This window comes from Achromobacter sp. Marseille-Q4962 (assembly GCF_943737005.1).
Taxonomy (GTDB): Bacteria; Pseudomonadota; Gammaproteobacteria; order Burkholderiales; family Burkholderiaceae_B; genus Achromobacter.
Genome location: NZ_CALSFU010000010.1, coordinates 67149 through 90099 on the forward strand (window position 1 = coordinate 67149; position 22951 = coordinate 90099).

The window sequence follows — 22951 nt, forward strand, 5'->3', positions numbered from 1 at the left end:
CCGTCCCCGCGTTCCGCTATTCCGGCTTCAGGCCCGCCGCCCGGATCGCCTCGCCCCATTTCTTCACGTCGTCGCGGACCTCGCGGCCCATGGCGCCGGGCGTGTCCAGCGCGCGCTCGTAGCCCAGCTCGCGCATCTGCCTCTGCATGTCGGGATGGCCGGCGGCGGCGGCCAGGGCCTGGTTCAGGCGGGCCACCACGTCGTCGGGCGTGCCGGCCGGCGCCATCAGGCCGTACCAGATGCGGACTTCATGGCCGGGCACCTTCTCCGCGATGGCGGGCGGGTCCGGCAAGCTCGCGACACGATGCGCGTCCGCCACCGCCAGCCCGCGCAGCTTGCCCGAGCCGATGTACGGCTGCGCCGGGTTGATGGCGGCCGACACCAGCGGAATGTGGCCGGCCAGCAGGTCGGACAAGGGCTGGCTCGAACCTTTGTAGGGCACGTGGGTCATGCGCGCGCCGGTCATGTGCACGAGCAGCTCCACGGCCAGGTGCTGCGGCGTGCCCACGCCGGGCGTGCCGTAGCTGACCTGGCCGGGATGGGCCTTCGCATAAGCCAGCAGCTCGTCCAGCGTGCCGAAGGGCGACGCGGGGCCGGCCGCCAGCACGATGGGCGACGTGGCGATGATGCCTACCCCGCGCTTATTGAGGTTCGATGCCCGCCTGCCTAACCTTCTCGCCCCACACCGATTTCTGCCGCGCCACGAAGGAGCCGAATGCCGCGGCCCGGGCCGGCGTGGGATCGGCGCCCATCTGCCTGAGCTTCTGCTGGATCTCGGCGGACGAAACAATGCGGTAGAGCGTGTCGGCCAGGCGCGCCGACACCGCCTCGGGCATCCTGGCCGGTCCGAATATGCCGACCCAGGCTGCCAGGTCGAAGCCGGGCTTGCCCAGCGCTTCGGACACGGGCGGCAGATCGGGCGCGAGCGTGCTGCGCCGCTCGGTGGACACCGCCAGCGCCCGCAGCGCGCCGCTCTGGATGTGCCCCGCCGCCGACGCCAGATCCACGAACATGAACGTGGTGCGCCCGCCGATCACGTCGGTCATGGCTTGCGGCGTGCTCTTGTAGGGAATGGCGGCGGCCTCCATGCCCGTTATCTTGTCGAAGGACGCCGCGGCGATCTGTCCGGTGCTGTTGCCGTATGCATAGTTCACCGCGCCGCGATGCGCCTTCCCATAGGCCAGCAGCTCGGCCACGTTCCTGGCCGGCACCTTGCTGCCCACCACCAGCACGAACGGAAAATTGCATACCTGCACCAGCGGGGTGAAATCGGCGACCGGGTCGTAGCGCAACTGCTTGAACAGGTAGGGATTGGAGGAATGCGTGGTGTTGGTCGCCAGCATGATGGTGTAGCCGTCGGGTTGGGCGCGGGCCACGAAATCCGAGGCGACCTGGCCCGAGGCGCCGGCCTTGTTCTCGACGATGACCGGCTGGCCCAGTTCGCCTTGCAGCTTTTCGGCGATCATGCGCGCCACGATGTCGCTGGCGCTGCCCGCGGCGAATGCCGTGATCATGTGCACCGGCTGCGACGGGTATGCGGGCTGGGCTTGCGCCGAGGCGCACGCGAGCGTGGCGAAGACGGCCGCGCACAGCTTTCCTGTAAGTGAATGCATGGTGTGTCTCCTTCGGTAGAGAGGCCCCCGCCATCTGCGCGCGGTGGGCCCGCGCCCTATTGCGGCGCGGGAACGTTCGCCAGGATGCGCTGGGCCTGCTTGAGGTGCGGGCGGTCCAGCATTTCCCCGTCGAGCTGCAGCGTTCCCACGCCGGGCGACTGCTCGAACGCGGCCACGATGCGGCGGGCCCGCTCGATGTCGGCCGCGTCCGGCGTGAACGCCTGGTTGATCGGCGCCACCTGGTCGGGATGAATGGCGATCTTTCCGCTGAAACCCGCGCGCCGGGCGCTGGCGGCGTCCTTGGCCAGCCCTTCCGGGTCGCGGAAATTGCCCCATATGGTGTCGATGGCGGGCACGCCCGCGGCATGCGCGCCCAGCAGGCACAGCGAACGGGCCATGCGGTAGGTGAAGTCGTACTCGCCGTTGTCCAGGCGGTTGCTGGCCGCGCCCACCGCCGCCGCCAGGTCTTCCGCGCCCCAGGTCAGTCCGCGCAGGCGCGGGCTGCATCCCGCATAGCCGCCCAGCGTGAACATGGCCTGCGGCGTCTCCGTGGCCACGGGCATGATGCCGATGCCGCCCTGTGCCAGGCCGTCGCGCGCTTCCAGCGCGCTGAGGTAACGGTCGAGCAGGACGATGTCGGCCGCGCCGTTGACCTTGGGCAGCAGGATGCCCGCGGGCGCGGCGCGCGCCACCGCGGCCAGGTCGTCCAGCGCCAGCCCGGAGTCCAGCGGGTTGATGCGCACCCAGAGCTGCGCCGCCGCGCCCCGGTTGGCCTCCAGGTACTCGCGCACCATGCCGCGCGCCAGCGGCAGCCGCGAAGCCTCGACCGAATCCTCCAGGTCGAGGATCAGGGCGTCGGCGCCGGCGCCCGCGGCCTTGGCCTGCTTGCGTTCGCTGTCGCCGGGCACGAACAGTAAAGATCTCAAAGGCATGGGAACTCCCGTCAATGGTTGGTGTTGCGGTCCGCTCAGCATCCGCGGAAATGCGGCTTGCGCCGTTGCGCGAAGGCTTTCGTTCCTTCCTGCACGTCTTCCGAGGTCTGCAGCAGCCGCAGGAAGACCTGCTCCATGCGCAGCCCCGCAGCGAGGTCCAGGTCGCGGCTGCGCAGCGCCAGCTCCTTGGCGGCCTGCACGGCCAGCGGCGCGTTGGCGGCCAGGCGGCGCGCGTACGCCATGGCGGCGTCCATCAGTCCGTCCGCCGGCACGACCTGGTTGACCAGCCCCCAGCGCGCCGCCGTGGCGGCATCGAACCTGTCGCCGATGAGCAGCATCTCCATGGCGATGGCGTGGGGCAATTGCTGGATGATGCGCTGGGTGCCGCCGTTGGCCGGAAACACGCCCCGCTGCACCTCGCTCAACCCGAAAACGGCCGACTCGCAGCAGACGCGCAGATCGGTGGCCAGCAGCAAGGTCATGCCCCCGCCCAGGCAATAGCCGTTGACGGCCGCCACCACGGGTTTCCAGAGTTCGATGCCCCGGTTGAGCAACTGGTCTTGCTGGGTGCGCATCAGGGCGCCCAGGCCGGGCGGCGCGCCGATGAAGGACTTGAGGTCGGCGCCGGCGCAGAACGCCTGGTCGCCCGCGCCGGTGACGACGGCCACGCGGATCGCGTCGTCGTCGCGCACGCGCTGCCACGCCTGCGACAGCAGCGCGTAGTGCTCGGCATCGAGGGCATTGCGTCTTTCGGGCCGGTTGATGGTGATGGTGGCGACGCCGTCGCCGACGGAAAAGTCGATGGACACCGGGTTGTCTCCTTCTATGACGCCGCGGTCCGCGGGCGGACCGGGCCGGCCGGGGCTCAGGCTTGCCCGGCGATGCGGTCTATGTCTTGCGGGCCGTAACCCAGCGAAGCGAGGATCTCGCGCGTGTGTTCGCCCAGCGCGGGGGGCGGCCGCTGCGCGGCGGGGCGCTCGCCGTCGAACCGCAGGGGCTGGGACACCACCCGCAGCTGCGCATCCGCGCCGCGCGGCAGCTTCTGGATCATGCCGCTGGCCAGGGTGTGCGGATGCGCCAGCACCTCGGAAACGCCCAGGATGGGCGCGCACGGAATGCCCACGCGGGAAAACCGTTCGATCCAGGCGTCGCGCGTGTCGCGCGCCAGCAGCGCGGCCACTTCGGCCAGCACTGCCTCGCGGTGCGCCACGCGCCCGGCATTGGTGGCATAGCGGGCGTCTTCCGCCAGGGCCGGCGCGTCCACCTCGCGGCAGAATGCCTGCCACAGGGTGTCGTTGGCCACGCCCAGCAGAATGGGGCGGTCGCTGGCCTGGAACACCTGATAGGGGCACAGCGACTCGTGGGCGGAGCCCCAGCGCCGCGGCTCGGCGCCGCGCTCCCAGAAGCTCTGCATGACGTAGGCCATGAACGCCATCGAGGTGTCGAACAGCGACGCTTCGATGCGCGAACCTTTGCCGGTGCGCAGGCGCTTGACGGCCGCCGCCAGGATGCCGATGGCCGCGTGCATGCCGGTGGCCTGGTCGATGGGCGAGATCGGGCTGCGCACGGGCGGCCCGTCTTCCTCGCCGGTCAGCGCCATCATGCCGCTGAACGCCTGCAGAATCACGTCGTAGCCCTTGCCGTCGCGCAGCGGCCCCTGGCTGCCGAATCCGGAAATGCTGCAATAGATGACATCGGGACGCAGCGCCGCCGCGCTGTCGTAGTCGATGCCCAGCCGCCGCGCCACGCCCGGCCCGAAGCTCTCGACCACGATGTCGGCGCTCGCCAGCAGGCGCAGCGCCGCTTCCCGTCCGGGTTCCGACTTCAGGTCCAGCGCCACGCTCCGCTTGTTGCGGTTGGCGCTGAGGAACACCGTGCCGTCGCCATCGCGAAACGGCGGCCAGTGCCGGGTATCGTCGCCGCGCGGCGATTCCACCTTGATGATCTCCGCGCCCATGTCTCCCAGGTACTGGGTGCACAACGGCCCGGCCAGCACCTTGGAGAAATCGACGACCCGCAATCCCTGCAACGCATCCATGCCTGTCTCCTTGCGCAGGTGCCGGCAATCAGAACGCGACGTTGTCGCGGCCCTTGGTCTGTATCATTTCGCGCGCTTCCTGCGGCGTGGCGATCTCCAGGGAAAGCTCTTCGAGAATGCGGCGGATCTTCGCCACCTGCTCCGCGTTCGAGACGGCGAGCCTGCCCTTGCCGGCGTAAAGGCTGTCTTCCAGCCCCACGCGCACATTACCGCCCAGCAGCGCACTCATGGTGACGAAGGACATCTGATGCTTGCCGGCCGCCAGCACCGAGAGGTAATAGTCTTCGCCGAAAAGACGATCGGCGATGGTGCGCATGTGCAGCAGGTTGTCGTGGTCGGCGCCGATGCCGCCCAGGATGCCGAAAATGCACTGCAGGAAGAACGGCGGCTTCACCAGGCCGCGGTCCGCGAAATGGGCCAGGTTGTACAGATGCCCGACGTCGTAGCACTCGAACTCGAAGCGCGTGCCCATGGCGGAAAGTTCGCCGATGCCGCGCTCGATCTGGCTGAACGTGTTGGAGAGAATGAAATCCCGCGTCATTTCCAGGTAGGGCTGCTCCCAGCTATGGCGGAACGCGCGGATGCGCTCGCCGGCGCCCGAGATATTGAAGTTCAGCGAACCCATGTTCATGGACGCGACTTCCGGCTGCGCCCATTTGGCCGGGGCCAGGCGTTCGTCCAGCGTCATGCCCAGGCCGCCGCCGGTCGTGATGTTGATGATGGCGTCCGTGCGCGCCTTGATGTCGGGCAGGAATGCCGCAAAGCGTTCCGGGCTCTGGTCGGGCCTGCCGGTTTCGGGGTCTCGCGCGTGCAGGTGCAGCATGGCCGCGCCCGCCTCGGCGGCGGCCACCGCGTCGTCGGCGATCTGCGCGGCGGTGATGGGCAGGTGCGGCGACATGCTGGGCGTATGAATGGAACCCGTAACGGCGCAGGTAATGATGACCTTCGGTGATTTCTTCATGATGTCTCCTCGCCTCGGCTTGCCGCCTCGGTTTCTGTGTTTGTCCATGCTAATATTCAACCAGTCAATGGTCAAACAATTAAAATCATGGCCGCGCCATGGAAAACCCTTAACTAGACGATCACGCCATGAAACCCGATTCCGCTCGCACGGCGGCGTTGCCGCAACTCGATACCCTGCGCATCCCCAAATCCTGCGACGTCCTGGCCGACCATCTGCGCCAGAAGATCCTGGACGGCAGTTTTCCGGACGGCGCCATGCTGCCGGGCGAGCGCGACCTGGTGGAGCAGACCGGGCTGAGCCGGGGCTCGGTGCGCGAAGCCCTGCGCATCCTGGAAGCGGAGGGCCTGGTGAGCACCCGCCCGGGCCGCTACGGCGGCTCGCGCGCCACCCGGCCGACGGGCTCCACGGTATCGCGCCAGATCGCCCTCTTCGCGCGGGGCAGCCGCCTGCCGCTGGCTTCCATCATCGAGGCGCGCGAGGCCATCGAGCCCCCCATCGCCGAACTCGCGGCGCGGCATCGCACGGACGAGGATCTGGCCACGCTGCGCCAGATCGACGCCCGGCTGCGCGAAGCCTATGCCGACGTTCCCCGCTATCTCGCGGAAAACGTGAACTGGCATTGCGCGCTGGCCGCGGCCAGCCGCAATCCCCTGCTCGAAGCCTTCATGCGCTCGATCGCCAACCTGATCCACGAAGCGTCCGCCCTCAAGGACTTCGCCACCGACGAAGTGCGCAGCCTGGTGCTGCAGGCCCACGCCCGCATCCTGGACGCGGTCGAGAAGCAGGACGCGGACGCGGCCCGGCGCCGCATGGCGCGCCACGTCCAGGCCTATTCGGTTCATCTGCGCAGCCTCCTCGATCGACAGGACTGAAGCGGCGCCCGCGGAGCGCGGCGCTCATGGCGAAGCGCCGGGCCCGGACGCGGGCGCTAGTACGACTTGGGCAGCCCGAGCACGCGCTCCGCGATATAGCTCAGGATCAGCTGGATGGACACCGGGGCGATCCGCGGCAGCATCGCCTCCCGGAAATATCTCTCCACGTGGTATTCCTTCGCGTAGCCCATGCCTCCGTGCGTGAGGACCGCGGTTTCGCAAGCGCGGAAACCCGATTCGGCGCAGAAGAACTTGGCCGCGTTGGCTTCGGCGCCGCACGGCAGCCCCTGGTCGTAGAGCCAGGCCGCGCGCCGGTAGAGCAGTTCGGATGCCTCCAGCTCCACCCACCGTTCGGCCAGCGGATGCTGGATGCCCTGGTTCTGGCCGATGGGACGGTCGAACACGATGCGATCGGCGGCATACCCCGCCGCCCGCCGCAGGGCCGCCCGGCCCAGGCCGGTAGCCTCTGCCGCCAGCAGCACGCGCTCGGGGTTCAGGCCGTGGAGAATATATGAGAAGCCCTTGCCCTCTTCGCCGATCCGGTCTTCGACCGGCACTTCCAGGCCGTCGATGAACAGCTCGTTCGAGTCCACCGCCTTGCGCCCGAGCTTCTCGATTTCGCGCACGCTCACCCGGCTGCGGTCCAGGTCGGTATAGAAAAGGCTCAGGCCATGCGTCGGCTCGGTTACCTGGTCCAGGGGCGTGGTGCGCGCCAGCAGCAGAATCTTGTTCGCCACCTGCGCGGTGGAAATCCAGATCTTCTGGCCATGGACCACGTAGCGGTCGCCCTGCCGCACGGCCAGGGTGCGCAGCTTCAGGGTATTGAGGCCGGTGTTCGGCTCGGTGACGCCGAAACACGCCTTCTGCTCGCCGCCGATGATGGGAGGCAGCCAGCGCGCGCGCTGTTCGTCGCTGCCGTGCACCACCACCGGATGCAATCCGAAGACGTTCATGTGAATGGCCGAGGCGCCCGCAAGCCCGGCGCCGGAGGCCGCCACCGCCTCCATCATCAGCGCCGCCTCGAAAATGCCCAGACCCGATCCGCCGTACTGCGCCGGCATCGCGATGCCCAGCCAGCCCGCAGCCGCCATGGCGCGGTGGAACTCCTCGGGAAAACCGCCTTCACGGTCTTTGCGCAGCCAGTAATCGTCGTCGAAACGCGCGGCCGTGTCCTGCACGGCGCGGCGGATGGCTTCCTGCTCTGCGGTCAGGGCGAAGTCCATGGATTTCCCCTGCTCAGGCCGCGCGGCGCGCGGGTCGGCGCAGCATCAGCGCCACGCGCCGGCAGGAGGCCACCAGTTCGTCGCGCTGGTTGTAGGCGCGATGCGCAAACACCACGATGCCGTTTTCCGGGCGCGACTTGCTGTCCCGCATCTCCAGCACTTCGGTTTCCACGTGCAGCGTGTCGCCGGGAAACACCGGCCGCGGGAAGCGCACTTCGTCCCATCCCAGGTTGCCTACCGTGGTGCCCAGCGTGGTGTCGGACACCGAAATGCCCACCATCAGCCCGAGCGTGAACGCGCTGTTCAGGATGGGCCGGCCGAATTCCGTGCCCTTGGCATACTCGGCGTCGAGATGGATAGCCGCGGGATTGTGCGTCATGGCGCTGAACAGCACGTTGTCCGCTTCCGTCACGGTGCGCCGCACGTCGTGAAGAAAGCGTTGCCCCAGTTGGAACTGCCCGTAATACAGCCCAGCCATTTTTCGTCTCCCCGCACCCATGAAGCCGCGGATGCTCTATAGTCGGTTAAAAATATCCTACCATAATGTATGCATGCATACTAAATAGGTGACAACCCGAGGAGACTCCGCATGTCCGCACGCTCCAACCGCCAGATCGTCCTCAAGTCGCGGCCGCTGGGCATACCCCGCGCCGAGCATTTCGAGATCCGCGCCGCGCCGGTGCCGGCGCTGCAGCCCGGGCAGTTCCTGGTGCAGAATCTTTTCCTGTCGGTGGATCCGGCCATGCGCGGCTGGGTCAATGCGGCGGCCAATTACTCGGAGCCGGTCGGCCTGGGCGAAGTCATGCGCGCTTTTGCCGCCGGGCGGGTGATCGCCTCCCGCCATCCCGAGTATCCGGAAGGCGCGCTGGTCATGGGCATGCTGGGCTGGCAGGAGTACGCCGTCAGCGACGGCCAGGCGATCCGCCGGCGGGTGACGGAAACGGATCTGCCGCTTTCGCTGTCGCTCGGGGTGCTGGGCCTGAACGGCGTGACAGCCTATTTCGCGCTCCAGGAGCTGGGCGAGCCTCGCCCGGGAGAGACTGTGGCGGTTTCCACGGCAGCCGGCGCCGTGGGCTCCATTGCCGGGCAACTGGCCCGCCTGCGGGGCTGCCGCACAGTGGGCATCGCCGGCGGCGCGGACAAGTGCGCGCTGTGCCTGTCGGAGTTCGGCTACGATGCCGCCATCGATTACCGCCAGCCGGATTTGCCCGACGCGCTGCGCCAGTCCTGCCCGGACGGCATCGACGTGTACTTCGACAATACGGCGGGCCGCATCAGCGACGCCGTCCTGCCGCAGATCAACCGGCACGCGCGCATCATCGTCTGCGGCACGGCGTCCGTCGCCAGCTGGGACCCCTGGCCGCAGGGGCCCCGCGTCGAGCGCCACCTGCTGAACAAGGCTGCGCGCATGGCGGGCTTTCTGGTATGGGACTATGAACATCGCTACGAAGAGGCCATTGCCCATCTCGCTCCCCTGGTGCGCAGCGGCGAACTGCGCTTTCGCGAGGAAATCCTCGATGGCCTCGAGGCCGCGCCGGGGTCCATTGCCGATCTGTACGAAGGCACGAATCTCGGCAAACGCCTGATCCGGCTCGCGGATCGCTGATGCGACCGGCCCCGCTTCCCGACCTCTCCCCCGCTCATGACAAACAAGAAACACGCTCCCTCCCCATCCGGCAACGCGCGCGACGGCGCCAGGCCCCCGCCCCACGACAACTGGGATCAACGGCTGGGCTTCCTGATGCACGATGTCTCGCGCCTGCGGCGCAAGGTGTTCGACGAGGTCATGAAACCCGAAGGCATCACGCGCTCGCAGTGGTGGGTCATGGCGTACCTGTCGCGCCACGACGGCATGTCGCAGAGCGATCTCGCCGAAATGCTGGACATCGGGCGCGCCGCGCTGGGCGGGCTGATCGATCGCCTCGAAGCCCAGGGCCTGGTGCGGCGCGACGCCGATGTCCAGGACCGCCGTGCCAAGCTGGTGTACCTGACCGACGCGGGAGGCGCCATGATCGACCGCATGCGCGCCAAGAGCGACCAGATGAGCGAGGCCATTCTCCAGGGGCTGAGCATCGCGCAGCGGCACCAACTGGCCGACATGCTGAGCCTGGTGAAGCGGAACCTGCTGGACTTCAAGGGCTTGCCGTCCGGTTGAGCGGCCCGGAGCCCTCCGGCCCCGGAAAAGGCGCCGCGCGCGTCTTAGCGCCTGCGGCGCGCGGCGCGCCGGGGCGGCTCCGGGATGGGCGCGTCCGCGATCCGCTCCCACATGGCCTGCGCCGCCGGCGACAGGGAGCGGTTGCGGCGGCGGATGCGGTAAATGGGCCGGTGGGCGCTCGCATCGGCGATGGGCAGCGCCGCCAGCTCGGGCCGGCCGCACAGCGGCAGGGCAAGCATGGGCACGATGCTGACCCCGAATCCCGCCGCCACCAGCCCCGCCAGCGTGCCGAACTGCGACACCTCCAGCCCGCTGTCCCGCATCGACGCCGCGGCCAGCAGCGGCTGGGTGTAGTGCCACACGCTGCCGAAGCGGGTGGTCTGCACGGCCACTCTGCCGCGCAGCTGCCGCAGCGAAACCGCCGCGTTCGCCGCCAGCGGATCGTCCTTGCGGCACAAGAGCCGGAAAGGCTCGTTGAAGAGCAGCACCGACTCGAATTCCAGATCGTTGCCCGGCACGGCGTTCAGGCCGAAATCCACGTCGCCCGCCGCGATCATGTCGAGGCTGCGCTCCGAAATGACGTCATGGAGCCGCAGCACGATCGCGGGATGCTCGGCGCGGAAATCGGCGAACAGGCGAGGCAGCCAGTCCGAGCTGAGCGAAGGCGGCGCGGCAATGGCGACACGCCCCTGATTGAGCTGCGACTGGTTGCGTATGGCCGAAAGCGCGGCCTGCCATTCGGCGTGGATGCGCCTGGCGCCCGTGAGGAAAAGCTGCCCTTCCGCCGTCAGGCTCACGTTGCGCGTGTCGCGGTCGAACAGGCGCGCGCCCACCTGTTCTTCCAGGCGGCTGATGATCTGGCTGAACGCCGATGGCGAGACGTTGCACCGGTCCGCCGCCACCGAGAACTTGCCGGACTCGGCCAGGGCCAGAAAGGCATCGACCAGGCGACCCGAGATATTCATGTTGCGCCTCGTCCGCTAATTATGTGGTTTTTCAACATAAAGGTTCGAATAAATCCATTTTACTTAGCAAACCACCTGACGCAATCTAGGCGCGCTGACAGGAGGATGAGCATGGATGTTCTGAATGTGGGCTGCGGCGCGGGGTTTTCCGGGGACCGCCTGGATGCGCCGGCGCCCGTGGTGCGGACCTTGATTGCGCGCGGCGCGCCCGCCGCGCTGATTTTCGAAACGCTGGCCGAGCGCACCCTGGCCTTTGCCCAGATCGCCCGCCGCAGCGACCCGGCCAGGGGCTATGAAGCGCTGCTCGAGCCGCTGCTCAGGCCCATTCTGGCCGACTGCCTGGCGCACGGCATCGTCATCGTGGGCAACTTCGGCGCGGCCAATCCGCCGGGCGCGGCCCGGGCCATCCTGCGCGTGGCCGGGGAGCTGGGCCTGCCCGCGCCCCGCATCGCGGTGCTGGAAGGAGACGATCTCTCGGCGCGCCTCCAGCGCGGCGGTCCGCTGCGCGCCGCGCTGGGCGCGGACTTCGACGAAACGCGATTCGTCAGCGCGAACGTTTACCAGGGCGCTTTCGAGATCGCGCAAGCCATCCAGGCCGGGGCCCAGATCGTGGTCGCGGGCCGGGTGGCCGATTCCTCGCTCACGCTGGGACCGGCCATCGCCCATTTCGGCTGGACGCGCGAGAACTGGGATGCGCTGGCCGGCGGCACCATGGCGGGCCATCTGCTGGAATGCGCGGCCCAGGTCACCGGCGGCTACTACGCGGACCCCGGAAAGAAAGACGTGCCCGGCCTGGACGACGTGGGCTTTCCCATTGCCGAAATCCAGGCCGACGGTTCCTGCGTGGTGAGCAAGGCCGACGACACCGGCGGCATCGTCAACGCACGCACGGTAAAGGAGCAGCTCCTATACGAGGTGCACGACCCCGCCGCCTACCTGACGCCCGACGTGGTGGCCGACATCGGCGAGGCCACGGTCGAGGAAGTGGCGCCCGGCCGCGTGCGGCTGGCGGGCGTGCGCGGCCATCCGCGGCCGCTTACGCTCAAGGCCGCGGCCTTCTTCGAAGGCGGATGGGCGGGCGACGCCGAGATTTCCTACGCCGGCCCCAACGCCGAAGCCCGCGCCCGGCTGGCCATGGAAGTCATCCGCAAGCGCCTGGGCGGCCTGCTCGACCTGCGTTTCGATCTCATCGGCCTGTGCAGCATCCTGGGCGACGACGCCGGCCGCATGCTCGCCGGCATTCCCGCGGGCGGCGCGACCGACGTGCGTCTGCGCGCCGCGGCCAGGCATGACGACCCGGCGCTCATCGACCGGCTGCACCGCGAGGTCACCGCCCTGTGGACCGGCGGCCCGGCCGGCGGCGGCGGCGTCAAGACCAGCAAGCGCCAGCGCCTGGCAATGCGCAACTTCTTCGTCCCTCGGGAGCTCGCTCCCGCCTCTTTCCACTTTGCCGGCCGGGAGTCCCGCCCATGAACGCCGCACCCCTCACGCTCTATGACCTGGCCCACGCGCGCACGGGCGACAAAGGCAATCACTCCAACATCAGCCTGATCGCGTACCGGGCCGAGGACTATCCGCTGCTGGTGGAATGCGCCACGCCCGAGCGCGTGGCCGCGCACTTCGCCTATCGCCGGCCCACGGCGGTGCGGCGCTATCTGCTGCCGCGCATCGGCGCCCTGAATTTCGTGCTCGAGAACGTGCTGGACGGCGGTGTGAACGATTCTCTGGACCTGGACCTGCACGGCAAGTCGCTGTCGTTCCACCTGCTCGCCATGCCCCTGCGCGGCTAGGGCAGGCGGCGCGCCCCGAAGACCATTGCGCACAAGCGCATCGCACGACCGCAGTACCCCGCAGCACCCATAACGACACGAGGAGACAACCATGCTTCGCAACTTGCTCATGGCCGTGGCGGCGGCCGCGGCCCTGCTGGGCAGCGGCGCGCCGGCCGCGGCCGCCTATCCGGACCGGCCCATCCGCGTCCTGGTCCCGTTTCCCGCGGGCAGCGCCACCGACCAGCTCGCCCGGCTCGTCAGCGGCGAAATGCAGAAGATCCTGGGGCAGCCCATGGTGGTGGAAAACCGCCCGGGCGCACAAGGCATCATCGCGGTGGGCGCGCTCACCGAAAGCCCGCGCGACGGATATACGCTGATGATCAGCGCCAACACCGCCATCGCCGCCAACGTCAGCCTGTTCAAGAAGCTGCCCTACGATCCCCGCAAGGATTTCACGCCCGTGGCGGGCCTGGGCTCCAACCTGCTGGTCCTGATGGTGCGTTCCGATTTCCCCGCCAGCGACGCCAGGGCCTTCATCGAGTATGTGAAACGGCATCCCGGCAAGCTGTCCGCGGGATTCGGCTCATCCAGCTCGCAGGTGTCGCTGGCCATGCTGAAGTCCAAGGCCGGCCTGGACGTGCTCGCCGTGCCCTACAAGGGCATTCCGGACGCCGTCACGGACGTGCTGGGCGGCACCCTGGACTTCACCTTCGTGGACGCGGCCAATGCCATCGCCCAGGCCAAGGGCGGCCGCCTCAAACCCATCGCGATCACGGCCGAAAAGGAAAGCGCGCTCACGCCCGGCTGGCCACCCCTGGCGCAATCCGTGCCGGGCTTCGACATCACGGCGTGGTTCGCCCTGGTGGGCCCCTCGGGCTTGCCGCCGGCGGTGGTGGACAAGCTGACGCAGGCGGCGCGCGACGTGCTCGGCCAGCCCGCGCTGGCCAAACGCATGATCGAAACCGGCATCGCGCCCGGCTACCAGGATCCCCGGGCGCTGACGCAATTCATCGACGTCGAAATCGACAAATGGGCCGACCTCGTCAAGAAAGCCGGCATCGAGCCCCAATGATTCCACGCGAAAAGGACGCCATCATGCACAAGACCATGCTGGTCACGGGCGGCGGCCGCGGCATCGGCGCGGCCGTTGCGAAGGCCGCCGCCCGCCAGGGCTACGCGGTATGCGTGAACTACCTGCGCAACGGCCAGGCGGCCGAGGCCCTGGTGGACGAGATCGCCCGCGCGGGCGGCCGCGCCGTCGCCGTGCAGGCGGACGTGAGCCGGCAGGACGCCGCGGAACGCTTGTTCCGCGCGGTCGACGAGACGCTGGGGCCGCTGGACGTGCTGGTGAACAACGCCGGCATGCTGGACAGCTGCCGGGTGGAGGACATGGACGAAGAACGGCTGGAGCGGATTTTCCGGGCCAATGTGTACAGCATGTTCTTGTGCGCCCGGCAGGCGGTGCGGCGCATGTCCACCCGCTTCGGCGGGCGTGGCGGCGCCATCGTCAACCTGTCTTCCGTGGCCTCGCGGCTGGGCGGGCTTGCCGGCGGCAGCCACTATGCGGCCACCAAGGGCGCCATAGACAGCTTCACGCTGGCCCTGGCCAAGGAGGTCGGCGCCGAGGGCATACGCGTCAACGCGGTGCGGCCGGGCCTCATCCAGACGGACATCCACGATGTGCACGGCGGCCAGGCAGCCATGGAGACGCTTGCCCGCACCACGCCTTTGCAGCGCTCGGGCGCTCCGCAGGAAGTGGCCGAAGCGGTGCTCTGGCTGGCCTCGCCCGCGGCATCCTATGTGCACGGCACGGTGGTGGACGTCGCGGGGGGCCGGTAGCCGCTGGTGGCGGCCGGCAGGGCCGGCGGGCCCCGGGCGTTCAGGCCGCCAGGCTCAGGCCGTCAGTTCCAGCGACACCGACGCTTCGCTCGTCAGCATCTGGAAGGTGAGCGTTTCGCGCAGGTACAGGCGCACGACCCTGTCGGTGTGGCTCTGGTAGCCGATGGAGAGGTCCTGGCCCAGGTGCAGTTCGAAGTCGCCGCCGCGCGTGGACAGCACGCTGCCGCCGTTGATGGCGGGCGCCCAGATGATGTCGCCGCTGACGATATTGCGCAGGTGCTCGATGATGGGGTAGCCGCCGTCGCGTCCTTCGGTGAGGGCGGTGTAGGCGTCGGCGCCCAGCAGCACGGAGTACGGGCCGTCCACGCCCGCCAGCCGCAACTGCTCCAGCGCGTTGCCGATGGCGGCGGGATAGTCGGCCACGGTCTGCGGCAGGGCGAGCCTGGCGTTGGAGGAGCCTTCGCGGATACCCACGATGCCCGCGGCCTTGTAGCCGTCGAAGATGGCGCGGTCTTCGGCATAGGCGAGCTGGGTGGTGGCGTCCTTGGCGGGCTGCCAGTCGGAATCGTTGGCGCCGCGTTCGACGTCGTCGATGGCGTCGCGGCTAAGCTCGAACGGCACGGTCAGCTCCACGATGGGCCGCACTTCGCGAACCCGGGCGTCCACGCCCTTCTGCGGCGGGGAGATGGCGCGCAGGTGGCCGGTTCCCACGGCCGCCAGCTCGAGGCCGCCCGGCTCCTTCACGTCGACCACCCGGCGGCCCGCCACGGAGCGGCGGAAGGTGCGCGCGACTTCGTCTTCGATCTGCGACCAGGCCGCGCTGGAAATGGGAGCAAGTTCGCGATGCAGGTTATTCATGCTGGGGTTTTCCTTTGAGAGAGCCGATGTTCAGGGAACCGTCATTGCGCGCCGCGGGCGCCTCGGGAGGCGCCGCGGCGGGCTGGCTGGCGCCGCCGCCCTGCGGGACGCGCGTTTCGAGCGCTTCGAGCAGTTCGGCGGAAGGGACGAAAAACAGGCCGCCCGTGGCCGCCCGGCTGAAGTCGAGCAGCCGGTCGTAGTTGCCCGGCGGCTTGCCGACGAACATGTTCTCGAGCATCTGCTCGATGGGCGCCGGCGAACGGGCATAGCCGATGAAGTAGGTGCCGAACTCGCCCGATCCCGGCCGGCCGAACGGCATGTTGTCGCGCAGGATCTTGATTTCCTGGCCGTTTTCCTCGAGCGTGGTCAGCGAGCTGTGGGAATTGGTGGGCTTGACCGCCTCGTCGAGCTCGATGTCCGACAACTTGGTGCGGCCGATGATGCGCTCCTGCTGTTCCACCGTGAGCGCGTTCCAGCCGTCCATGTCGTGGATGTACTTCTGCACGAGCACGTAGCTGCCGCCGGCGAAATCGGGATCTTCGTCGCGGATGAGCGTGAAGTCCAGGGCTTCCTGGCCAGCCGGATTCTCCGTGCCGTCGACGAAGCCGACCATGCTGCGCAGGTCGAAATAGCGGAAGCCGTGCACTTCGTCCACGACCTGCACCGCGCCATCGAGCTGGGCCATGGCCTGGGTGGCGAACTCGAAACAGAGGTCCATCTGGTCGGCGCGTATGTGCATGAGCAGGTCGCCCGGCGTGCCGATGGCGTGGCGGTCGCCGCCGTGGAACTCGCGGAACGGGTGCAGCCCGGCCGGCCGCGGGTCGCCGAACAGCGTGTCCCAGCCGTTGTCGCTGAACCCGAGCACACAGGAGAGATTGCCGGCGGGCACGCGCTTGCCGACCGAGCGCACCAGCGCCGCGAGGTTGCCGCACAGGGCGCGTATCTTGTCGGCGCTCTCGCTGCCCGGCGCGATGGTGGCGACCATGAAGATGGCGCTGCGGGTAACCGGCGCCACCACCGGCTGGGGTTGGGGAATATCGAGGTTAGGCATGTAGCTCCGTCATCAGGCATGAGGTCGTCGATGCAGTAGCCATATTATGCGCGACCCGGGCATACGGGAAACCCGAGGCTCCGCGGGGCCGGCTATGCGGGCGGCGCGCCGGGCAGTTGTCGTCCGTTGCGCCGCGGCGCGGACGGAGCGGACAGCGCGGCCGCCGGCGCCTCGGGATCCTGCTGCGCCAGTTGCGGCGGCACGCAGGCCCTGACAATCTCCGCCACGGCATTCACGCGGACGGGCACGAGCCGGTCCGACCGGACGAGCAGGCTCAGCGCCAGCGGCGCCAGTGCATACCCTGGCAGCACGCGCACCAGGGCGCCGCGGGCCAGGGCCTCGCGGCAGGCCGGCGCGTAGGCCACGCCCACGCCCAGGCCCGCCAGCATCATTTCATATGCGGGCCGCCAGTGGCTGACGGTAAGCTGGCGCGGCATGGCCACGCGTGCGGCCCGGCCGGCGGCATCGGACAGCAGCAGTTCGTCTCCCCCGTCTTCCCGCACGTGCAGAAACGCATGGCCGGCCAGGTCGGCGGGGGTCGCGATGCCGCCGTGGCGCGCCAGGTATTGCGGCGAAGCCGCGAGCCAGCGCGTCGCGTGGCCCAGCGGGCAAGCCGTAAAGGCGCCCTCGTCGGGCGGCCCCAGCCGCAGGGCGAGGTCCAGTCCCTCGGCCACCAGGTCGGCCTGGGCGTCGCGCAGGCACAGTTCCACCCGCTGCGCGGGCAGCGCATCCCGGGCGCGCAGGAACACGGCCGGCAGCAGCGCCTCGCCCACCCAGTGGGGCGCGCCGATGCGAACCACGCCGCGGTCCTGTCTCACTTCGGCCAGCGCCTGCTCCACCGCGCCCAGGACGCGCTGGGCACAGGCGTAGAAGGTCTGGCCTTCGGAGGTGCATTGCAGGCCGCGAGTACTGCGATGCAGCAGCCGCAGGCCCAGGAACCGCTCCAGGCGGTCCACCCGTTCGCTGACCGCGGGCTGCCCCATATCCAGATCGCGCGCGGCAGCCGAAATGCTGCCGCGCTCCACTACGCGGACATACATCCGCATCATTTCCAGGAGATTCATGGCGACTCTCCTCCCTTGCATGTCGGACGCAAACCGTCCCGTCCCGTTGCCGATCCGTCTCCGGCGGGCCCGCGGCCATTGCGCCGCCCTGCCCCGCCGGATCCGCCTTCCATCATGGAAAAGCGTACAGATACAGTGCGTTCGCCAACGCGCACACAATTGGACGAATTGGAGGAGTACAGTTGCGGACAACAGCAGGGGAAAGCGCGATGAAGCTGTACGAGAAACTCGCCGAAGAAATCGAAGACCTCATCCGCAAGGGGGTCTACCGCCACGGCGACAGGCTGCAGTCGGTGCGCCAGGCCAGCCAGCAGCGCAAGGTCAGCATCACCACGGTGCTGCGCGCCTACCTGCTGCTGGAAAGCCGGGGCCTGATCGCGAGCCGGCCCCAGTCGGGCTATTTCGTGCACCTGCCCGGCGCGGCGGACGGCGCGCGCGCGGACCGCATGGCTCCCTCGCACCCCATCGCCATCTCGTCCTCGGTGGACGTGAGCCGGCTGGTGCTGTCCACGCTGCGCTCGATCAGCGACAACCATGCGGTGCCGCTGGGCTCGCCCTACCCCGATCCCAGCCTCTTTCCGTTCGACAAGCTCAACCGCTACGCCTACGTGGCGGGCCGCAGAAAAGAACGGCTCGACCTGAAAGACGCGCTGCCCCCGGGGCATCCCGACCTGGTCCGCCAGATCGCCCGCCGCTACCTGGAAAAAGGCATGGCGGTCGACCCTGGCGAAATCATCATCACCGTGGGCGCCACCGAGGCCATCAACATCTGCCTGCAGGCCGTGGCCCGGCCGGGCGACACCATCGCGGTGGAATCGCCCACCTTCTACGCCATGCTGCACGCCATCGAGCGCATGGGCATGAAGGCCATCGAGATCTCGACCCATCCCGACCTCGGCATCGACATCGCCGCCCTGGCCGACATTGCGCGCACGCAGCCCATCGCCGCCTGCATGGTGATGCCCAACTTCCAGAACCCCATGGGATTCCGCATGCCCGACGAGCGCAAACGCGAACTCGTCGCCTACGCCACGCAGGCGGACATGCCCATCATCGAGAACGGGGTCTACAACGAGCTGCACTACAGCCGCGAAGCGCCCAGCACCCTGAAGTCTTACGACACCCGGGGCCTGGTCCTGCACTGTTCCTCGTTCTCCAAGAGCCTGACCTCGGCATACCGCATCGGCTGGGCGCTGCCGGGACGCTACCGGGACCAGGTCGAAAAACTCAAGTTCCTCAACACCCTGACCACGCCGGCGCTGCCGCAGATGGCGATCGCCGAATTCCTGGCGCGCGACGGCTACGACCGGCATCTGCGCCGGCTGCGCGCCGCCTATGCGCAGCAGGCCCGGCTCATGAGAAGCCTGGTTGCGCGCTTTTTCCCGGCGGGCACGCGGACCTCGCACCCCGCGGGCGGCTATGTGCTGTGGGTGGAGCTGCCCGCGGGGCTGGACGGCATGCACCTGTATCAGCTCGCCCTGCAGCGCGGCATCACCATCGGGCCGGGCTATATGTTCTCGATTTCGAACAACTACCCCAACTTCATCCGGCTCAACTACAGCAGCCCGTGGTCCGCGGAGATCGAGCGCGCGGTCATCACGGTGGGCAGGCTGGCCGCCGACTGCCTGCGCTGAGCCGGCCGCCGGCCCGCCCCGCCGCGGGACGGCTCAATCGAGCGCGGCTTCCGCCTCGATGAGCACCAGCCACTCCGGCATCGCCAGACCGCTGACGATCACCCATGACGCGGGCGGCGGGTTGTCGGGGAAGCGGCGCCGCAGCACATTGACCACGCCCTGCAGGTCGTCCCGCACGGTGTCGCACACATAGAGGCGCAGGAACACCACCTGCGCCAGGCCGCAGCCGGCGTCGGCCAGCACGCGCTCGACGTTGTCCAGCGCGGCCTCGGCCTGGTCCTGCAGGCCCGGACTGTGCGTGCGCACGCCAGTGTCCACGCCGGCCTGTCCCGATACCAGCACGCGGCGCGCGGCCGCGACCACCGCGCCCTGGCTGTAGCCGAAGGCCACGGCATCGAAGACCGAAGCGGGATTGAGAACTTTGCGGCTCATGGCGCCTCCGGATGGTTATGCGCGCACGCGCCAGGCGGACCGCCGCGCGCGGCGCCCCCCCAGGCTGCGCGCGGGGATCAGGCATCTTTCTGCGCGCCGGGCCCGGCCCTGCCGGGCGGCTTCGCGGTCTTGCGCCCGCCCCTGGGCTTCGGGGCGGCCGGGGCCGCCTTGCCGCCGGCGGCGCCATCGGCGGCTGCGCCGTCCGCCGCGGCGTCCTGCGCGGGCGGGCTGCGGTCCAGGCTGTTGCCCGCGGCCCTGGCGGCCGGCTTGGGCCGCTCCATGCGCTTGAATGTGACGGCCCCGGCGGCGCTGTCGTAGCCCACCCGCACGCGGTCTCCGGATTTGACCTCGTCGCTCAGGATCTCCTTGGCCAGCCGCGTCTCCACTTCCTGCCGCACCTGCCGCCGCAGCTCGCGCGCGCCGAACTCGGGCTGGTAGCCCACCTCGGCCAGGTGCGCCACCAGGCTCTCGTCGACGTCCAGCTCGATGTCCTGCGCGGCGGCGGTGCGCTTCAGGCGTTCGATCTGGATCTCCACGATGGCGCGGATGTTCTCCTTGGACAGGGAATGGAAAACAATGATCTCGTCGATGCGGTTCAGGAACTCGGGCCGGAAATGGCCTTTCAGCACCTGCATCAGCTCGTCGCGGATCGCTTTTTCGTCCTTGCGCGAGGCTTCGGGCCTGCCGGCGTTGTCCATGATGATGGCGCTGCCCAGATTGCTGGTGGCGATCAGGATGGTGTTGCTGAAGTCCACCACGCGCCCCTTGCCGTCGGTAAGCCGGCCGTCGTCGAAGACCTGCAGCAGCACGTTGTACACGTCCGGATGCGCTTTCTCGATCTCGTCGAGCAGAATCACGCTGTAGGGACGGCGGCGCACGCGCTCGGTAAGCTGGCCGCCCTCTTCGTAGCCCACGTATCCCGGCGGCGCGCCGATGAGCCGCGCCACCGCGTGGCGCTCCATGTACTCCGACATGTCGATGCGGATGATGGCCTGCTCGTCGCCGAACACGCTCTCGGCCAGCGCCTTGGCGAGTTCCGTCTTGCCCACGCCCGTGGGCCCCAGGAACAGAAAGGTCGCGATCGGCCGGTGCGCCTGGCCCAGCCCGGCGCGCGACAGGCGCACGGCATCGCTCACCGCCGTCACGGCGTCTTCCTGGCCCACCACGCGCTCGCGCAGCTTCTCTTCCATCTTGAGCAGCTTCTGCCGTTCTTCCTGCGTCAGCTCGGACACCGGAATGCCGGTCAGGCGCGACACCACCTCGGCCACCGACGCCACGGTGACTTCCAGCGTTTCCGTGCCCGTCTTGCGCTTCCAGGCTTCGATCTGCTCGTCCAGGCGCTTCTGCTTCTCGGCGATGCGCTCCTCGAACTGCTTGGCCTCGTCGAAACGCTTGCGCGACGACGCGTAATCCTGCTCGCGCTTGAGCTGGGCCACTTCGGCCTCCAGCTCCTGGATCCCGGCGGGGCGGGACGTGGCGCCGATGCGCACGCGCGCCGCGGCCTGGTCGATGAGGTCGATGGCCTTGTCGGGCAGGAAGCGCGAGGTGATGAAACGGTCGGCCAGCTCGGCCGCCGCCACGAACGCGTCGTCGGAGAACGTGACCTGGTGGTGCGCCTCCAGGCTGTCGCGCAGCCCGCGCAGGATCACGATGGTCTGCTCCACCGTGGGCTCGGCCACCAGCACCGGCTGGAAGCGCCGCTCCAGCGCCGCATCTTTCTCGATGTACTTCTGGTACTCGTTGAGCGTGGTCGCGCCGATCAGGCTCAGCTCGCCGCGCGCCAGCGCCGGCTTGAGCACGTTGGCGATGTCCAGGCCGCCCTCGCCTCCGCCCTGGCCCGCGCCCACGATGGTGTGCAGCTCGTCGATGAAGAGAATCAGCTCGTCGTGCTTGGCCGTCACCTCGTCGACCATCTGCTTGGCGCGTTCCTCGAACTCGCCGCGGTACTTGGCCCCCGCCACCATGGAATTGATATTCACCTCCACCAGCCGCTTGCCGCGCAGCACCTCGGGCACATCGCCGTTCACGATGCGCTGCGCCAGGCCCTCGACGATGGCGGTCTTGCCCACGCCCGGCTCGCCGATGAGCACGGGGTTGTTCTTCTTGCGCCGCGCCAGCACCTCGATGGTGTTCTCGATTTCCTGCGCGCGGCCCAGCACCGGGTCCAGCTTGCCCTGGCGCGCCAGCGCGGTCAGGTCGCGGCCGAACTTGTCCAGGTTGGGCGTGCCCGTCGGCGTATCCACCCGGCCGTCCTCCGCCCCCTTGCCCACGATCTTCACCACTTTCTGCCGCAGGGCCTCCGGCGTGATGCCGTACTTCTTGAGCAGCGTGCCCGCCAGGCTGTCGGGCACCGCGGCCAGGCCGATCAGCAGATGCTCCGGCCCCACGTAGGAATGGCCCAGGTCGCGCGAGGCCTGGAAGGCGAACTGGAAGGCTTTCTTCAGGCGCGGCGACACCGTCATCTTCGCCGTGTCTTCGTCCTGCGCATCGCCCTCTTTGGCATGCGCATCGATGTAGCCCTTGATGTCCTGCGGCGAGATGTTCAGGTCTTTGAACAGGGCGGCGCACACGTCGGCATCGGCGAGCACGTAGAGCACGTGCTCGGTGTCCAGTTCGCGGCGGTGCAGTTCGTGCGCCTTCTCCGCGGCGCGCTGCAGCAGCTCCAGCGTCTGCTCGCTGAACGCATCGGTGGCGTCGACCGATTCGCGCGGCACCGCCGCCGACAGCGCCGGCTCTTCGCCGTCCTCCGCCCCCATCTGGCCGAAGAACCGCGACAGCCCGCCCGCGCCCAGCAGCGAATCGAAGGGGTTGAGCGCGCTCTGGTGCCGCATCAGCTGGCGGTAGTGGAAATCGCAGATGGACAGGGTCTTGGGGTGGCCGTTCTCGACCACGGTCACACGGGCCATGGCGGGCCGGGCGTGGCATATATCGCATAGCGTAGGCATTTCGATTGCCTCCTTCTGCTGGCGGTTGATATCCGCAGATCCCGGAAAGCCTGGCGCCGCCCTGCCCCGGGGCTCATGTCCTGGTCTTCATGCTCGCTGCTTTGTCGTGCCTGTGTCGTGCCTGTGTCTCGACCGGGGTGTTGCCTGCTGCCCGGCTGCGCCGCGGCGCAAGCAGTCATTCTAGGGAGTAACGCAAAGGAAGGGAACGCGAAAACCGCCGATGGGGCTCATCGGAAAGCGCCTCCGGCCGCCGTTCCCGGAGGCCCGCAAAACATTGTTTCGAAATCGCGCCGCGCGCGGATGCCGAGGCCGGCTTATCCTGGATTTCCCCCACACCGCCGGGAGACTGCCATGCCGCAACCCTCGTCCCCTTCCGCCGCCTCCCCGCCGGCGCAGCAGGAATTCGATCTCTACCTCAACCTCGCCAAGCCCACGCTGGGCCTGTACACCCCCAAGGGCGCCGGCCTGCCCGACCTGGCCCATCCCCGGGAATGGCGGTTCTCGGGCCACATCTGGCAAAGCGAACTCGCGCCCGCGCTGCTGAAGGAACTGCAGGAAAACGGGCACGCCTTTCAGGAGCTGGGCGGATAGCCC

Annotated in this window: 23 protein-coding genes; 9 read left to right on the plus strand and 14 right to left on the minus strand. The window is 68.8% G+C overall.

The genetic code is table 11. The annotated features are described in order from the left end of the window. Positions 1 to 16: 16 nt before the first annotated feature. The 6 genes from NGJ44_RS10625 to kce are packed head-to-tail and all read right to left on the minus strand — an operon-like array spanning position 17 to position 5544. Positions 17 to 742: a tripartite tricarboxylate transporter substrate-binding protein gene (locus NGJ44_RS10625; protein ID WP_286012352.1), complete on the minus strand. Its 726-nt coding sequence runs from the start codon at positions 740 to 742 to the stop codon at positions 17 to 19. Next, positions 642 to 1613 carry a Bug family tripartite tricarboxylate transporter substrate binding protein gene (locus tag NGJ44_RS10630; protein WP_053244536.1) on the minus strand — a complete coding sequence of 324 codons (972 nt, stop codon included), beginning with the start codon at positions 1611 to 1613 and terminating at the stop codon, positions 642 to 644. The genes NGJ44_RS10625 and NGJ44_RS10630 overlap by 101 nt, the downstream gene beginning before the upstream one ends. A 56-nt stretch (positions 1614 to 1669) precedes the next feature. After that, complete coding sequence (locus tag NGJ44_RS10635; RefSeq protein ID WP_251863883.1) at positions 1670 to 2545, minus strand: HpcH/HpaI aldolase/citrate lyase family protein; 876 nt, start codon at positions 2543 to 2545, stop codon at positions 1670 to 1672. 35 nt (positions 2546 to 2580) lie between these two features. Beyond that, on the minus strand, positions 2581 to 3354 hold the full coding sequence (locus tag NGJ44_RS10640; RefSeq protein WP_053244535.1) for an enoyl-CoA hydratase/isomerase family protein: 774 nt from the start codon (positions 3352 to 3354) through the stop codon (positions 2581 to 2583). 56 nt (positions 3355 to 3410) lie between these two features. Beyond that, complete coding sequence (locus NGJ44_RS10645) at positions 3411 to 4583, minus strand: CaiB/BaiF CoA transferase family protein (RefSeq protein WP_053244534.1); 1173 nt, start codon at positions 4581 to 4583, stop codon at positions 3411 to 3413. A 28-nt stretch (positions 4584 to 4611) separates the two neighbouring features. Next, complete coding sequence (gene kce / locus NGJ44_RS10650) at positions 4612 to 5544, minus strand: 3,5-dioxohexanoate:acetyl-CoA acetone transferase (protein ID WP_053244533.1); 933 nt, start codon at positions 5542 to 5544, stop codon at positions 4612 to 4614. A gap of 128 nt (positions 5545 to 5672) precedes the next feature. Here kce and NGJ44_RS10655 point away from each other — a divergent pair, with 128 nt between their 5' ends. Next, on the plus strand, positions 5673 to 6419 hold the full coding sequence (locus NGJ44_RS10655; protein WP_053244479.1) for a FadR/GntR family transcriptional regulator: 747 nt from the start codon (positions 5673 to 5675) through the stop codon (positions 6417 to 6419). A gap of 56 nt (positions 6420 to 6475) precedes the next feature. Here the strand turns inward: NGJ44_RS10655 and NGJ44_RS10660 are convergent, their stop codons facing one another. Both NGJ44_RS10660 and NGJ44_RS10665 read right to left on the minus strand, forming a co-directional pair. After that, a complete protein-coding gene (locus NGJ44_RS10660) occupies positions 6476 to 7642 on the minus strand; it encodes an acyl-CoA dehydrogenase family protein (RefSeq protein ID WP_053244532.1) in 1167 nt (388 codons plus the stop codon). A 13-nt stretch (positions 7643 to 7655) separates the two neighbouring features. Next, positions 7656 to 8120 (minus strand): MaoC family dehydratase, encoded by a 465-nt coding sequence (locus NGJ44_RS10665; protein ID WP_053244531.1) that lies wholly within the window; start codon positions 8118 to 8120, stop codon positions 7656 to 7658. A 111-nt stretch (positions 8121 to 8231) separates the two neighbouring features. Here NGJ44_RS10665 and NGJ44_RS10670 point away from each other — a divergent pair, with 111 nt between their 5' ends. Together NGJ44_RS10670 and NGJ44_RS10675 are read left to right on the plus strand one after the other, a co-directional pair. Continuing rightward, positions 8232 to 9248, plus strand: a complete 1017-nt coding sequence (locus NGJ44_RS10670) for an NADP-dependent oxidoreductase (RefSeq protein ID WP_251863884.1) — start codon at positions 8232 to 8234, stop codon at positions 9246 to 9248. 36 nt (positions 9249 to 9284) lie between these two features. Next, positions 9285 to 9797: a MarR family winged helix-turn-helix transcriptional regulator gene (locus NGJ44_RS10675; protein WP_053244529.1), complete on the plus strand. Its 513-nt coding sequence runs from the start codon at positions 9285 to 9287 to the stop codon at positions 9795 to 9797. 44 nt (positions 9798 to 9841) lie between these two features. On the opposite strand, the gene NGJ44_RS10680 is transcribed toward NGJ44_RS10675, so the two are convergent. After that, on the minus strand, positions 9842 to 10762 hold the full coding sequence (locus tag NGJ44_RS10680; RefSeq protein ID WP_053244528.1) for a LysR family transcriptional regulator: 921 nt from the start codon (positions 10760 to 10762) through the stop codon (positions 9842 to 9844). A gap of 111 nt (positions 10763 to 10873) precedes the next feature. On the opposite strand from NGJ44_RS10680, the gene NGJ44_RS10685 reads away from it, so the two are divergent. From NGJ44_RS10685 to NGJ44_RS10700, 4 genes are all read left to right on the plus strand, one after another. Beyond that, positions 10874 to 12235, plus strand: a complete 1362-nt coding sequence (locus tag NGJ44_RS10685) for an acyclic terpene utilization AtuA family protein (protein WP_369798704.1) — start codon at positions 10874 to 10876, stop codon at positions 12233 to 12235. Next, on the plus strand, positions 12232 to 12552 hold the full coding sequence (locus NGJ44_RS10690) for an AtuA-related protein (protein WP_053244526.1): 321 nt from the start codon (positions 12232 to 12234) through the stop codon (positions 12550 to 12552). The genes NGJ44_RS10685 and NGJ44_RS10690 overlap by 4 nt, the downstream gene beginning before the upstream one ends. A gap of 91 nt (positions 12553 to 12643) precedes the next feature. Beyond that, the gene (locus tag NGJ44_RS10695) at positions 12644 to 13606 is read left to right on the plus strand and encodes a Bug family tripartite tricarboxylate transporter substrate binding protein (protein WP_053244525.1); all 963 of its coding nucleotides are present in this window, start codon (positions 12644 to 12646) and stop codon (positions 13604 to 13606) included. Then, positions 13603 to 14373: an SDR family oxidoreductase gene (locus NGJ44_RS10700; RefSeq protein ID WP_235489265.1), complete on the plus strand. Its 771-nt coding sequence runs from the start codon at positions 13603 to 13605 to the stop codon at positions 14371 to 14373. Before NGJ44_RS10695 ends, NGJ44_RS10700 begins: the two co-directional genes overlap by 4 nt. Before the next feature lie 54 nt (positions 14374 to 14427). Here the strand turns inward: NGJ44_RS10700 and NGJ44_RS10705 are convergent, their stop codons facing one another. From NGJ44_RS10705 to NGJ44_RS10715, 3 genes are all read right to left on the minus strand, one after another. Then, positions 14428 to 15231 (minus strand): family 1 encapsulin nanocompartment shell protein, encoded by an 804-nt coding sequence (locus NGJ44_RS10705; protein WP_251863885.1) that lies wholly within the window; start codon positions 15229 to 15231, stop codon positions 14428 to 14430. Next, the gene (locus NGJ44_RS10710; protein WP_251863886.1) at positions 15224 to 16282 is read right to left on the minus strand and encodes a Dyp-type peroxidase; all 1059 of its coding nucleotides are present in this window, start codon (positions 16280 to 16282) and stop codon (positions 15224 to 15226) included. Before NGJ44_RS10710 ends, NGJ44_RS10705 begins: the two co-directional genes overlap by 8 nt. A 92-nt stretch (positions 16283 to 16374) precedes the next feature. After that, positions 16375 to 17346, minus strand: coding sequence for a LysR family transcriptional regulator (locus NGJ44_RS10715; protein ID WP_251863887.1), 972 nt, complete (start codon positions 17344 to 17346; stop codon positions 16375 to 16377). 209 nt (positions 17347 to 17555) lie between these two features. On the opposite strand from NGJ44_RS10715, the gene NGJ44_RS10720 reads away from it, so the two are divergent. Then, positions 17556 to 18980 (plus strand): aminotransferase-like domain-containing protein, encoded by a 1425-nt coding sequence (locus tag NGJ44_RS10720; protein WP_251863888.1) that lies wholly within the window; start codon positions 17556 to 17558, stop codon positions 18978 to 18980. Between the two features lie 33 nt (positions 18981 to 19013). Here NGJ44_RS10720 and NGJ44_RS10725 read toward each other — a convergent pair whose 3' ends face one another. Both NGJ44_RS10725 and NGJ44_RS10730 read right to left on the minus strand, forming a co-directional pair. Beyond that, a complete protein-coding gene (locus NGJ44_RS10725; protein WP_251863889.1) occupies positions 19014 to 19412 on the minus strand; it encodes a RidA family protein in 399 nt (132 codons plus the stop codon). A gap of 77 nt (positions 19413 to 19489) precedes the next feature. Continuing rightward, positions 19490 to 22357, minus strand: coding sequence for an ATP-dependent Clp protease ATP-binding subunit (locus NGJ44_RS10730; RefSeq protein WP_251863890.1), 2868 nt, complete (start codon positions 22355 to 22357; stop codon positions 19490 to 19492). Positions 22358 to 22708: 351 nt separating this feature from the next. Here NGJ44_RS10730 and NGJ44_RS10735 point away from each other — a divergent pair, with 351 nt between their 5' ends. Continuing rightward, positions 22709 to 22948: a hypothetical protein gene (locus NGJ44_RS10735; RefSeq protein ID WP_053245358.1), complete on the plus strand. Its 240-nt coding sequence runs from the start codon at positions 22709 to 22711 to the stop codon at positions 22946 to 22948. Positions 22949 to 22951 lie beyond the last annotated feature (3 nt).

Excerpts from the sequence above, each read along its gene's own strand:
- NGJ44_RS10725 (WP_251863889.1), bottom strand. The coding sequence starts at position 19,412 with ATGAGCCGCAAAGTTCTCAATCCCGCTTCGGTCTTCGATGCCGTGGCC.
- NGJ44_RS10630 (WP_053244536.1), bottom strand. The coding sequence starts at position 1,613 with ATGCATTCACTTACAGGAAAGCTGTGCGCGGCCGTCTTCGCCACGCTC.
- kce (WP_053244533.1), bottom strand. The coding sequence starts at position 5,544 with ATGAAGAAATCACCGAAGGTCATCATTACCTGCGCCGTTACGGGTTCC.
- NGJ44_RS10675 (WP_053244529.1), top strand. The coding sequence starts at position 9,285 with ATGACAAACAAGAAACACGCTCCCTCCCCATCCGGCAACGCGCGCGAC.
- NGJ44_RS10690 (WP_053244526.1), top strand. The coding sequence starts at position 12,232 with ATGAACGCCGCACCCCTCACGCTCTATGACCTGGCCCACGCGCGCACG.
- NGJ44_RS10730 (WP_251863890.1), bottom strand. The coding sequence starts at position 22,357 with ATGCCTACGCTATGCGATATATGCCACGCCCGGCCCGCCATGGCCCGT.
- NGJ44_RS10705 (WP_251863885.1), bottom strand. The coding sequence starts at position 15,231 with ATGAATAACCTGCATCGCGAACTTGCTCCCATTTCCAGCGCGGCCTGG.
- NGJ44_RS10665 (WP_053244531.1), bottom strand. The coding sequence starts at position 8,120 with ATGGCTGGGCTGTATTACGGGCAGTTCCAACTGGGGCAACGCTTTCTT.
- NGJ44_RS10715 (WP_251863887.1), bottom strand. The coding sequence starts at position 17,346 with ATGAATCTCCTGGAAATGATGCGGATGTATGTCCGCGTAGTGGAGCGC.
- NGJ44_RS10645 (WP_053244534.1), bottom strand. The coding sequence starts at position 4,583 with ATGGATGCGTTGCAGGGATTGCGGGTCGTCGATTTCTCCAAGGTGCTG.
- NGJ44_RS10710 (WP_251863886.1), bottom strand. The coding sequence starts at position 16,282 with ATGCCTAACCTCGATATTCCCCAACCCCAGCCGGTGGTGGCGCCGGTT.
- NGJ44_RS10680 (WP_053244528.1), bottom strand. The coding sequence starts at position 10,762 with ATGAATATCTCGGGTCGCCTGGTCGATGCCTTTCTGGCCCTGGCCGAG.
- NGJ44_RS10685 (WP_369798704.1), top strand. The coding sequence starts at position 10,874 with ATGGATGTTCTGAATGTGGGCTGCGGCGCGGGGTTTTCCGGGGACCGC.
- NGJ44_RS10695 (WP_053244525.1), top strand. The coding sequence starts at position 12,644 with ATGCTTCGCAACTTGCTCATGGCCGTGGCGGCGGCCGCGGCCCTGCTG.
- NGJ44_RS10735 (WP_053245358.1), top strand. The coding sequence starts at position 22,709 with ATGCCGCAACCCTCGTCCCCTTCCGCCGCCTCCCCGCCGGCGCAGCAG.
- NGJ44_RS10700 (WP_235489265.1), top strand. The coding sequence starts at position 13,603 with ATGATTCCACGCGAAAAGGACGCCATCATGCACAAGACCATGCTGGTC.
- NGJ44_RS10660 (WP_053244532.1), bottom strand. The coding sequence starts at position 7,642 with ATGGACTTCGCCCTGACCGCAGAGCAGGAAGCCATCCGCCGCGCCGTG.
- NGJ44_RS10720 (WP_251863888.1), top strand. The coding sequence starts at position 17,556 with ATGAAGCTGTACGAGAAACTCGCCGAAGAAATCGAAGACCTCATCCGC.
- NGJ44_RS10655 (WP_053244479.1), top strand. The coding sequence starts at position 5,673 with ATGAAACCCGATTCCGCTCGCACGGCGGCGTTGCCGCAACTCGATACC.
- NGJ44_RS10635 (WP_251863883.1), bottom strand. The coding sequence starts at position 2,545 with ATGCCTTTGAGATCTTTACTGTTCGTGCCCGGCGACAGCGAACGCAAG.
- NGJ44_RS10670 (WP_251863884.1), top strand. The coding sequence starts at position 8,232 with ATGTCCGCACGCTCCAACCGCCAGATCGTCCTCAAGTCGCGGCCGCTG.